8 protein-coding genes are annotated in these 10,679 nt (G+C 43.3%); 6 read left to right on the forward strand and 2 right to left on the reverse strand.

Annotated features, from left to right (window positions below):
* The first annotated feature begins 92 nt into the window (after nt 1-92).
* Complete coding sequence (locus HMPREF2917_RS01540) at nt 93-1,838, forward strand: C69 family dipeptidase (RefSeq protein WP_070588786.1); 1,746 nt, start codon at nt 93-95, stop codon at nt 1,836-1,838.
* A gap of 106 nt (nt 1,839-1,944) precedes the next feature.
* Nucleotides 1,945-2,805, forward strand: coding sequence for an SAM-dependent methyltransferase TehB (gene tehB, locus HMPREF2917_RS01545; RefSeq protein WP_070588787.1), 861 nt, complete (start codon nt 1,945-1,947; stop codon nt 2,803-2,805).
* A 128-nt stretch (nt 2,806-2,933) separates the two neighbouring features.
* Here the strand turns inward: tehB and HMPREF2917_RS01550 are convergent, their stop codons facing one another.
* A complete protein-coding gene (locus HMPREF2917_RS01550) occupies nt 2,934-3,476 on the reverse strand; it encodes a TetR/AcrR family transcriptional regulator (RefSeq protein ID WP_024054594.1) in 543 nt (180 codons plus the stop codon).
* Nucleotides 3,477-3,969: 493 nt separating this feature from the next.
* Nucleotides 3,970-5,316, reverse strand: a complete 1,347-nt coding sequence (locus HMPREF2917_RS01555) for an Nramp family divalent metal transporter (protein WP_003013089.1) — start codon at nt 5,314-5,316, stop codon at nt 3,970-3,972.
* Nucleotides 5,317-5,484: 168 nt separating this feature from the next.
* Between HMPREF2917_RS01555 and HMPREF2917_RS01560 the strand changes: the two genes are divergently transcribed.
* The 4 genes from HMPREF2917_RS01560 to HMPREF2917_RS01575 all read left to right on the forward strand — a co-directional run bounded on the left by HMPREF2917_RS01560 (nt 5,485) and on the right by HMPREF2917_RS01575 (nt 10,492).
* Complete coding sequence (locus tag HMPREF2917_RS01560) at nt 5,485-6,186, forward strand: ABC transporter ATP-binding protein (protein WP_070588788.1); 702 nt, start codon at nt 5,485-5,487, stop codon at nt 6,184-6,186.
* A gap of 13 nt (nt 6,187-6,199) precedes the next feature.
* Nucleotides 6,200-8,923 carry an ABC transporter permease gene (locus HMPREF2917_RS01565; RefSeq protein WP_070588789.1) on the forward strand — a complete coding sequence of 908 codons (2,724 nt, stop codon included), beginning with the start codon at nt 6,200-6,202 and terminating at the stop codon, nt 8,921-8,923.
* Nucleotides 8,924-9,088: 165 nt separating this feature from the next.
* Complete coding sequence (locus HMPREF2917_RS01570; protein ID WP_070588790.1) at nt 9,089-9,931, forward strand: metallophosphoesterase family protein; 843 nt, start codon at nt 9,089-9,091, stop codon at nt 9,929-9,931.
* Between the two features lie 111 nt (nt 9,932-10,042).
* Nucleotides 10,043-10,492, forward strand: a complete 450-nt coding sequence (locus tag HMPREF2917_RS01575) for an Rrf2 family transcriptional regulator (RefSeq protein WP_031576605.1) — start codon at nt 10,043-10,045, stop codon at nt 10,490-10,492.
* Nucleotides 10,493-10,679 lie beyond the last annotated feature (187 nt).

Here is a 10,679-nt window from a genome sequence, read left to right on the forward strand (position 1 = left end):
ATTATATACTAAAATTAGGGTGTTGGTATAGTTGCTTTTCTTAGGCTTGAAAGTTTTTCTAGCCTCTTTTGTAGTCAATAAGGAGAAAGACTATGAAGAAAATCCTATTCAAACTACTGTTTGGCCTCATGCTGATCGCTCTCTTCCCTGTGCAGGTTGCACAAGCCTGTTCCGCCTTCATTGTGGGAAAGGACTTAACCACGGATGGCTCTATGCTTTACGGTCGTACAGAGGACTATCCCTATGCACCAGATGGTGGACGCCACAATCAAAACTTTGTTGTAGTTCCAGCAAAGGACTACAAGGAAGGAGATAAGATCGAAGATGAGTCCAATGGCTTTACCTATCCTCATTTGAGCCATGAAATGAAGTACACAGCGACCTATGATGCTGCGCGTGGTGATGGAAGTAACGGGAATTTCGGAGCTCATGGTTTTAATGAAGTGGGCGTATCGATGACAGCGACGGTATCAGCGACTCCTCATGACAAGATTTTGAAAGCCGACCCTTTGGTCAAGGATGGCCTACCAGAAGCTTCCATGATCGACTTGGTCTTGCCTCGTGCAAAAACTGCTCGAGAAGGAATCGAAATTGTTGCCAAGACCTTGGATGAAAAAGGTTCTGCTGAAGGGAACATTATCGTCGTAGCAGATAAAAATGAGCTCTGGTACATGGAAATCCTCTCAGGTCATCAATATGTGGCCATTAAATTCCCACAAGACCGCTATGCGATTTTTGCCAATACCTACTATCTGGGACATGTGGATCTCAAGGACAAGGACAATGTCATTGCTTCAAAAGATGTAGAAGCAGTAGCTAAGAAAGCCGACCATTACAAGACGGATAAGGATGGCAAGTTCCATATTGCGGACTCTTATGGTCCGGATGAATACACGGAACGCAACCGCTCACGGACCTATGCAGGGATTACCCTGATGGATCCAAAAGCGGATGTCAACTATGATGATCAACACTTTGATCTGCTTCGTAAACCAACGGATCCTTCTAAAAAGTATAGTCTAGAAGATGTCTTTGCAGAACAACGGAACCGTTTTGAACACCTCAAACAATTTACAGCAGATGACTTGGCCGAACCAGGAAAAAAAGTCGATACCAAGAAATACAAGTATGCTTTAGGGAATGAAAACGTCATTGATGCCCATGTCTATCAAATCAAGAAAGACTTGCCAAGTCCATTTGGTGGAATCGTTTGGTTGGGTCTCGCTCAAAGTCGCAATACCCCATATGTCCCATTCTATGGCTTGGTCAATGACACCTATGGTGCCTTTAAAGTCCGCTCTGCTAAGTATGATCCTACTTCATGGTATTGGGCTGTTTGGCATATCGACCAAATGGTCATGAAATATCCAGACCTCTTTGGCACCAGTATCCAAGATAAATGGAAAGAAATGGAAGCCGGCTGGATCAAGGAACAAGCTGCTTTGGATAAAAAATACAGTGGTCTCACAGATGAACAAGCCAAAGCCCTTCAAGGTGAAGTTACCAAGGAATCCATGGATCGAGCAGATGTAATCTTCAAACAAATCAAGGCTACTGAAAAGGAAATGGAAGATAAGATCCGTGAGGAAAAGGGCTTGGAAGCTGACTTTGTCTACGATGGCTATAACAAAGCGAATTTAATGGCTGCTGCTGAAAAAGAATCTTCTGATAAAAAGCCAGAAACTTGTCAGGAAGCTCTTGGAGGTACCCCTAAAAAGGCTAGCCAAACCCAAGATTCAAGTGTGGTCTTCTCAGTCCTTCTTGGAGTATTGGCTGTTTGTGGATTTAGTTTAGCTGGATTCTTTTATAAAAAATCAAAAAATAAAGAGGATGAATAGATCCTAACAAGGAGGTTTCGCTAGAAAGCGGAGCCTCTTTTTCCAACTTGTAAAAAGGGGCTTTTTTCTGTATGATAAGGGTACAGAAAGAAAAAGGAGAAGCAGCATGACACAAAAATTGATTGCTTACAAGCGCATGCCTATCTGGACCAAGGATACCATGCCAGAAGCTCTTCAAAGAAAGCACAATACCAAGGTAGGAACCTGGGGAAAGATTACAGTTTTAAAGGGTCAGTTACGATTTATTGAATTGACCGAAGAGGGGGAAGAAATCGCGAGCCACCTCTTTGAAGCCGGAGCAGAAAACCCCATGGCCGAGCCCCAGGCCTGGCATCGTGTCGAAGCGGCGACTGACGATGTGGAGTGGTACCTGGAATTTTACTGTGAGCCAAAAGACTATTTCCCCAAAAAATACAACACCAACCCTGTCCATTCAGAAGTGCTAGAAGCAGTGGGAATTGTCCCCGCTGGAAAGGCACTGGATCTAGGATGCGGGCAAGGACGCAACGCCCTCTTTTTGGCCCAACATGGCTTTGACGTAACAGCGGTGGATCAAAATGAGCTGGCACTTGAGATCTTACAAAGTATTGTCGCTGAGGAAGATCTGGACATGCCAGTGGGCCTTTATGATATCAATGCTGCAGCCCTTACCCAAAACTATGACTTTATCGTATCAACTGTGGTCCTCATGTTTTTAGACGCTGATCGGATTCCAGCGATTATCCGCAATATGCAAGAGCATACCAATCCAGGTGGCTACAATCTCATTGTCTGTGCCATGGATACGGAAGATTATCCCTGCCAGATGCCCTTCTCGTTCACCTTTAAAGAAGGAGAATTGGCGGAGTATTACAAGGATTGGGAATTGGTCAAATACAATGAAAATCCTGGCCATCTCCATCGTCGAGATGAGAATGGCCATCGGATTCAACTTCGATTTGCAACTATGTTGGCAAAGAAAAAATAAAGAAAAAGCAGGAGCCTAGCATCCTGCTTTTTTGCTTTCTACAAACAAGTTGAACAAGGTGATCTATATGTTGTTCATTTGCCAAAAAGAAAAACCTTCTCCATAAAGGTAGGAAAAGGTTGGGGGATTTAGTTCCAGCTAGCAAAGTCGCAGACGCTAAGAATGATCGTCCCGATTTCGATTGGCTCTTCCTTGGCACCGGATTCTAACCAGGTCACAATCACAGATTCAATCGTAGCGATGAAAATTTCTAGCCCATACTTGTATGGAACTTGAAAGTCTGAAATGATGTGTTCTTTCGCATGGGGAGTATCGTCTAGTGCATGAAGGGTAAAACTTCTTACCAATTTACGGAAGTCCGAGCAACAGGATTGTGACAATGCGTAAATAAAATCATAATTCTCTTTAATAGCGGTTAACACATTGAGAAAGTTTACCTTGACAGGGCTTCCTTCAATGAAGAGGCTATCCAATTCTTGCATCATGTCCATTTTCATTTGCTCAAACATGTCGTATTTATCGACATAGTGCAAGTAGAAGGTCCCGCGGTTAATCCCAGCGGTTTCAGTTAATTGTCGAATAGTGATGCTTTCAAAAGGTTGTTGCAAGAGGAGTTTTGAGAGCGCATTTCGTAAGTCTGACTTGGTTGTTGTTTGTCTTTGGCGTACCATATGTTCCTTTCTGTAGTTGTATCAATCTGTTTCTATTTATTTGACGTTAAAATAATTTATATGTTAAATAATTTTACGACACTAACAAAGAGCATTATACTCCAAAAGAATAAATTAGACAACAATTCTAATTTTTGTACAGATAACGTAAAGTGTACAAAAATTTTACAAGTTTATGAATGACGGGCACTGACAAGATTTTGTGAAAATCTCACAACAATTAGTGATTTAAAATAATTCCCTCCTAAAAAAATGGTCAGGAAATTTTTAGGAAATGGAGGAGCAAGATGGAAAAGGGAGTGTAATAAACCAAAAGAGGCTGGGACACAAGTCCTAGCCTCTCAATTATTTTTGGATTGTCGAGCAAGACGCAGTTGTTGAGTGGGCTCTAATACACTGATTTCATCAGCTTTTACAGGCCTACTCAACTGTGCGGAGGTGGAACGACGAAATCGAATTCTAACGAATGACCGATTTCTGTCCCACTCTCTCTTTATTTGATAAAAGTTGTCACGATCAAATTGAAATTTAAGATAGTTAAGACAATCGCAACGAGATAGCCTAAGAAAGTATTCCATTTCGCATTAACATGTTCTCCCATGATTTCCTTGTTGGAGGTGAAATAAACCAGAGGGAAGATGGAGAATGGAAGAGCCGCTGATAGGAAGACTTGAGAGTAGACTAGAAGGTCGTCGAGGACATGTTCCTGATCTCCAAATAAGATCGCAACGATGATGACAGGAAGAAGGGCAATGATCCGAGTCATGAGACGAACGACCCATTGTGGTAAGCGGAATCTCAAGAAACCTTCCATAACGATTTGACCGGTTAGAGTCCCAGTAATGGTTGAATTTTGACCACTGGCTAACAAAGCGATGGCAAAGAGGGTGGATAAGAAGGGACTAGCGATAGCACCGGCAATATGGTTATCCTTGAGGGCGTTGTACATGCTAGAGAAAGCACCGATCTTATCTCCGTGGCCAAAGAAGAGGGCCGCTCCAAGAATCAAGAGGAGGGAGTTGACGACGAAAGCCAAGCTCAATTCAATATTTGAATCCCAGGTCATAAAGCGCACTGCCCGTTTGATATCTGCTGGATCCTTGTAATCAACCTTTCGCGTTTGCGAAATGGAAGAGTGGAGATAGAGGTTGTGGGGCATTACGGTTGCCCCGATGATTCCAAGCGCCAAGGTTAAGGCTTCATTTCCTTTTGGAAGTCCAATTCCTAGCACCTCTTTTTGAGGGAGGAAGCCAGCGAAGATTCCTCCGATATCTGGTTTCGATAGGAATACCAGATAGCCAAAAATTGCAAGGATCGTGAGGATCAAGGTTGATACGATGGCCTCGATCTTTCGAAATCCTAGATGCATGAGTCCTAGTAATAGGAAGACATCAAAGATAGTGATCAGGATAGAAAAGAGCAAGGGCCAGCCAAAAAGAAGGTGGAGGGCAATCCCTGATCCGATGACTTCTGCTAAATCTGTCGCCATCAAGGCAAGCTCGATCACAATCCAAAGGGTATAGCGAAGCCATTTTGGCAAATGATGGGCGGTTGTTTGGGCCAGATCCTTACGATGGACAATCCCTAGTTTACCAGCCATTTGTTGCAACTGCATGGCGATTAAAGACGAGAGAAGAACCACTGATAAGAGGAGGTAGCGGTATTGGGCCCCTCCAACGACACTGGTAATCCAGTTTCCTGGGTCCATATAGCCGACAGCTACTAGACTTCCTGGTCCTGAAAAGAGCAGGAGGGTCTTCCAAAAAGGGATCCCTTTTGGCACATCAATAGATTGGTTGATTTCTTGAAGTGATTTCCTTTCAAATTGTTGTAAACTCACAATGAGCCTTCTTTCTAAGAATAATTCAAATTTGTCTCTAATTATAGCATAAAATTTATAATCCTTCATGATAATTTAGGATAACCTTGTTTTCTACTACCTCGATTTCTTTGTAATCTATCAGAAAAGGACTATAATATAGATAGGAAGTAGGAGGGAGGAAAGGAAATGGCCTACATCGAAATGCAGCATTGTTACAAGTGCTATACGAGTGGAGAAACAGAAATTTTCGCTAACCAGGATGTTTCCTTTGAGATTGAAAAAGGCGAGTTGGTCATTATTTTAGGGGCTTCAGGAGCTGGAAAATCAACGGTTCTCAATATCTTAGGAGGGATGGACACCAATGACGAGGGTCAGGTTCTGATTGATGGGGTGGATATTGCAAAGCTAAATTCCCATCAACGAACCAATTATCGACGAGATGATGTTGGTTTTGTCTTTCAATTTTATAATTTGGTCCCTAATTTGACAGCTAAGGAGAATGTTGAGTTGGCTTCAGAAATTGTCTCTGATGCTCTGGATCCGGAAGCTGTTTTGAAAGAAGTAGGACTTGGCAATCGTCTTGATAATTTTCCTGCCCAATTGTCAGGGGGAGAGCAACAACGGGTGGCGATTGCTCGGGCAGTGGCTAAAAACCCTAAAATTCTCCTTTGTGATGAGCCGACGGGAGCCTTGGATTACCAGACGGGTAAGCAAGTATTGGGGATTTTACAGGATATGTCTCGAAAAAAGGGAGCGACGGTCATCATCGTAACCCATAATGGGGCTCTAGCTCCGATTGCAGACCGTGTGATTCGCATGCATGATGCTAAGGTCAAGTCAGTAGAAATCAATGAGCTTCCTCAAGATATTGCTACGCTAGAATATTAGAAGAGGTGGTAGCATGAAACGAAAAGTCTATTGGAAGGATCTATTTGCTTCCTTTACACATTCAAAAGGACGTTTTCTCTCCATCTTAACCTTGATGTTGTTGGGAAGCTTGGCCTTGGTAGGCCTAAAGGTGACTACTCCAAATATGCACCGAACGGCTAACCGGTTTATTCAGCAACAAAAGATGCTAGATCTTGCTGTCATGGGGGACTTGGGATTAGATCAGGCAGACCAAGAGGAACTTTTAGGAGTTAAAGGAGCGCGTGTCGAATTTGGTTTACTGCTAGATCTGACAGTGAAAGGAACAGGAAAGGCAATTCGACTTTTTTCTGCCCCAAAAAGTCTTTCTTCCTTTCGTGTGACCAAGGGGCGCCTGCCCCAAAAAGAAGGGGAACTGGCCCTAGCAAGTTTTTGGGAGGATCGCTATCAGATAGGGGATACCCTCACACTTGAAGAAAAGGCTGGAACGCGCTCTAGTTTAAAGCGAAAGCAATTCACCATTGTTGGTTTTGTTCAATCCTCTGAGATGTGGTCTCAAAAGAATTTAGGCACTGCCATGAGTGGCAGTGGAAATCTAGATGCCTATGCACTAGTTTCAAAAGAGGTCTTTACGACTAAACTTCCCGCGATGGCGCGGATCCAGTTTGATGATCTGAAGTCTTTAGATTCTTTTTCGCAAGTCTACCAAAAAGGGCTCAAAGCTCATCAAGAAGAGTTAGAAAAACTTTTGAAAGATAATGGAAAAGCTCGCTATCAAAGACTCAAACAGGAGGCGGATGGACAGATTCAAAAAGGCCAGAAAGAACTCAGTCGTGCCAAGGAAACCCTCCAGTCAGCCAAGAGTCAGATTGATCAGGCTCAAAAGCAATTAGACTTGCAGGAGGCCCAGTTCAAGAAACTAGCTCCATTTCTGCCAGCTAAAGAGCAAGTAGCCAGTCAAGAAAAGATCCATCAAGCCAAAGAACAACTGGATCAGAAAAAGAAGGACTGGACTGCAGGTGAATCGGAGCTTGCAAAAAAAGAGGAGGAGCTGAAAAAAGCCCAAGGCGAGCGAGATCAGCTAGAAATCCCAACTTATCATGTCTATGACCGCAAGACCATGCCAGGTGGACAAGGTTACCTGATGTATAGCAATGCCAGTAGCAGTATCTCCGCTGTCGGAAATATTTTTCCGGTTGTTCTTTATCTGGTAGCCGCCATGGTGACCTTTACCACGATGACCCGCTTTGTCGATGAAGAGCGGACCAATGCAGGGATATTTAAGGCACTGGGCTATCGTACCAAGGACATCATTCTCAAATTTGTCCTCTATGGATTCTTTGCAGGGACGATCGGGACCCTTCTAGGAAGCTTGCTGGGCCATTATTTCCTATCGGGGATCATTTCCAACATTATCACGCAAGGGATGGTGATTGGAGAGAGCAGAGAGTATTTTTATGGGGATATGACTCTGATTGCGCTCGGACTGTCTTTCGTCGCGAGTGTGCTTCCGGCTTACTGGGTTTCGCGTAAGGAATTAAAAGAAGAAGCCAATCTTCTATTGCTTCCCAAACCACCGGTATCCGGTTCGAAGATTTTCCTGGAGCGTCTCCAGTTTATTTGGAAGCGTCTGAGTTTCACCCACAAGGTCACTGCTCGTAATCTCTTTCGTTACAAACAACGGATGCTGATGACCATTTTTGGAGTGGCAGGTTCTGTTTCTCTCCTCTTTGCAGGGCTAGGAATTCAATCCTCTGTAGGAGGGGTTTCCAAACGCCAATTTCAAGAGATCCTATCCTATGAGTTGATTGTAGCCCAAAAAACCAATGCATCAAGCCAAGAAAGCAAGGAACTAACCAATCGTCTGGAAAAATCAGATATCAAAGATTATCGAGCCATCTATAGTAAGGTCATCGAAGCATCTTTAAAGGGTGGACGCGACAAGCAGACCATTACGATGATGGTAACGGATCGTACAGATTTTTCTCCCTTTGTAAGCTTGCGTTCTCTCAAGCAGGAAGAGTCCTTGTCTCTCAAGAAAGGGGTCATCATCAGTAGTAAGCTAGCACAACTAGCCAGGGTTACAGTCGGTGATCGATTGACCTTAGATGGTCATACTTTTAAGATAGCAGGGATCACTGAAAATTATGTCGGCCATTTTATCTATATGGATCAGGCAAGTTACCAAAAAATCTACGGAAAGTGGACTTCAGCAAATAGCTATTTGGTGCAGTTGAAAAATCCTTCTACACGACAAGTGCAGGCTGTCAGTCGGGATATGATGAATCTTGCAGCTGTGAAGGCGGTTAGTCAGAACGCTTCGATGATTTCCCTCTTTAACTCAGTTGCCAAATCCTTGGACACTACTATGATGATTCTAGTAGTCGTATCGATCTTGCTAGCCATCGTGATCTTGTATAATTTAACCAATATCAATGTGGCAGAGCGGATCCGTGAATTATCAACCATTAAGGTCTTAGGATTCCATAATAAGGAAGTGACGCTCTATATTTACCGCGAAACCATCTTATTGTCTATCATAGGGATCCTCATGGGATTAGTGGGTGGTTATTATCTTCATCAATTCCTCATTGCCATGATTGCACCAGATGCCATTCTCTTTTACCCTAAAGTAGGACTTGGCGTTTTCCTATTTCCTGTCGGAGGAATGATCCTTCTCTTGATCCTGTTAGGAATTTATGTTGACCATTATCTCCGAAAAGTAGACATGCTCGAAGCCCTCAAATCAGTAGACTAAGATACAAAGCCGTTAAGCAACTCTTTGGAAAAAGATAAATCCAACGACGAAGCGTCCGCTTCTAGCCTGTGTTTTCATTTCTGGTAGCATGGAATGTTCATAAAACTTTCACCTTTGGGTGGAAGTTTTTCTTCTCTTTGTTATAATGGAGAGAAGGAGAAGATCATGACTAAAATTGCTTTACTTTCAGATATTCATGGAAATACGACAGCATTAGAAGCTGTCCTAGAGGATAGTCGAAAAGCCAAGGTGGATGAATATTGGCTCTTGGGAGATAGTTTGATGCCAGGGACAGGGAGACGGGACCTCTTGGAGCTGTTAGAGGAGTTACCGATTACGGTCAAAGTCCTTGGGAACTGGGAGGATAGTCTTTGGCGGGCTATGAGGGGGATGTTGGATGAGACCAGACCCAGTCATCGCTACCTCATGCGCCAGTGTCAATATATTCTTGAAGAAATCACGCCCCAGGAAATTGAAGACATGCAGAAAACGCCCATGCAGGTCCATAGAGAAATCGCAGGTTTAAAGATCGGCATTACCCACCACTTACCTGATAAGAATTGGGGTCGCGAATTGATCCACATTGGTGAGCAGAAGGATTTTGATCGCTTGGTGACAAACCCGTCTTGTGATATTGCAGTCTACGGACATATTCACCAGCAGTTTTTCCGCTACGGGACAGGAGGAGAACTGATCATCAATCCTGGCTCGATCGGTCAGCCTTTCTTTCTGGAAAAGAATCTTCGCAAGGACCTTCGGGCCATGTATGCCATTCTTGAATTTGATCAAATGGGGCTAAAAGATGTCGATTTTAGACGGGTGAACTATGATGTCCAAAAAGAACTGCAACTGGCAAAAGACCTCCATCTTCCTTATTACCAAGTGTATTATGAAAGTTTGGTCAATGGTATTCATCATACCCACAATCATGAGCTCCTTCATGAAATTGAGCAGAGAGAAGGTCATGATCGAGAAATCGATGCTTGGTTAGAGGACTTCTTTCAATAGTGTAACTGTTGACATTACAACTAAAAAGAGTATAATAGGGATAACGAAAGTCGTCCCTTGACGGTTGTTCAATAGACTCTACCTTCTAAACGGGTAGAAAGGAGTGAAGTTATGCAAATTTCGAGTCGCTTTACCATTGGGACTCATGTCTTGATCATGATTGCTCTACAAGGAGAGAAAACAAAAGTAACCAGTGATTTTTTGGCAGGAAGTGTCGGCGTGAACCCTGTTATTATTCGAAAGACCTTGTCTCAGTTGAAGAAAGCTGGATTGATTCATGTAGCGCGTGGGACAGGCGGAGCTGAGCTCGCAAAAGCAGCCGATGAGATCAGCCTGCTGGATATCTATCAAGCAGTAGAATGCTTAGGTTCGACAGGTCAATTATTTGGTTTTCATGACAATCCGAATCCAGCCTGCCCAATTGGCCACAATATCCATAATGTTTTAGATGGAAAGCTTGAGGACATTCAGACTGCTATGGAAAAAGAAATGTCCCAAACCACTTTAAAAGACGTCGTAGAAGATACGCAGAAAAGAATGAAACTCGAATCGGTTTCATAAGAAAAAAGAGAGTGGGACAGAAATCGGTAATTCGTTAGAATTCGATTTCGTCGTCCCACCTCCGCACAGTTGAGTAGGGCTGTATAAGCTGATGAAATCAGCGTATTAGAGCCCACTCAACCACTGCGTATTGCTCGACAATCCAAAGATAATTAAGAGGCTAGGACTTTTGTCCCAGCCTCATTTT

This window comes from Streptococcus sp. HMSC061E03 (genome assembly GCF_001813505.1).
Taxonomy (GTDB): domain Bacteria; phylum Bacillota; class Bacilli; order Lactobacillales; family Streptococcaceae; genus Streptococcus.